Below are 235 nucleotides of genomic sequence, written 5' to 3' on the forward strand. Positions count from 1 at the left end.
CCAACCATATGAAATGATACTCCGACCACCTAGATCTACACCAATCTATGATCGTCGGCAGCGTCAGTTGTTTATAAGAGACAGCATCGACGCGGTCAACGCGAATCCGGACGATCTCGAGGCGCGCTTCGGGATAGATCAGCGGCTGACTCGTATACACATGTACGAGCCCACGATTCATCTTGTTGTAGCGATCGTCGTGGCCGATGGCGCCATCAAGGTCGACGTCGGGCGG

Annotated in this window: 1 protein-coding gene; it reads right to left on the minus strand. The window is 54.5% G+C overall.

Annotated features, from left to right (window positions below; all coding sequences use genetic code 11):
- A partial coding sequence (locus NCS28_RS33150; protein ID WP_250517983.1) for a hypothetical protein occupies window positions 1-235 on the minus strand: 235 nt, incomplete at both ends.

Origin of the sequence: Caballeronia sp. INDeC2 (genome assembly GCF_023631325.1) — a bacterium.
Classification (GTDB): domain Bacteria; phylum Pseudomonadota; class Gammaproteobacteria; order Burkholderiales; family Burkholderiaceae; genus Caballeronia.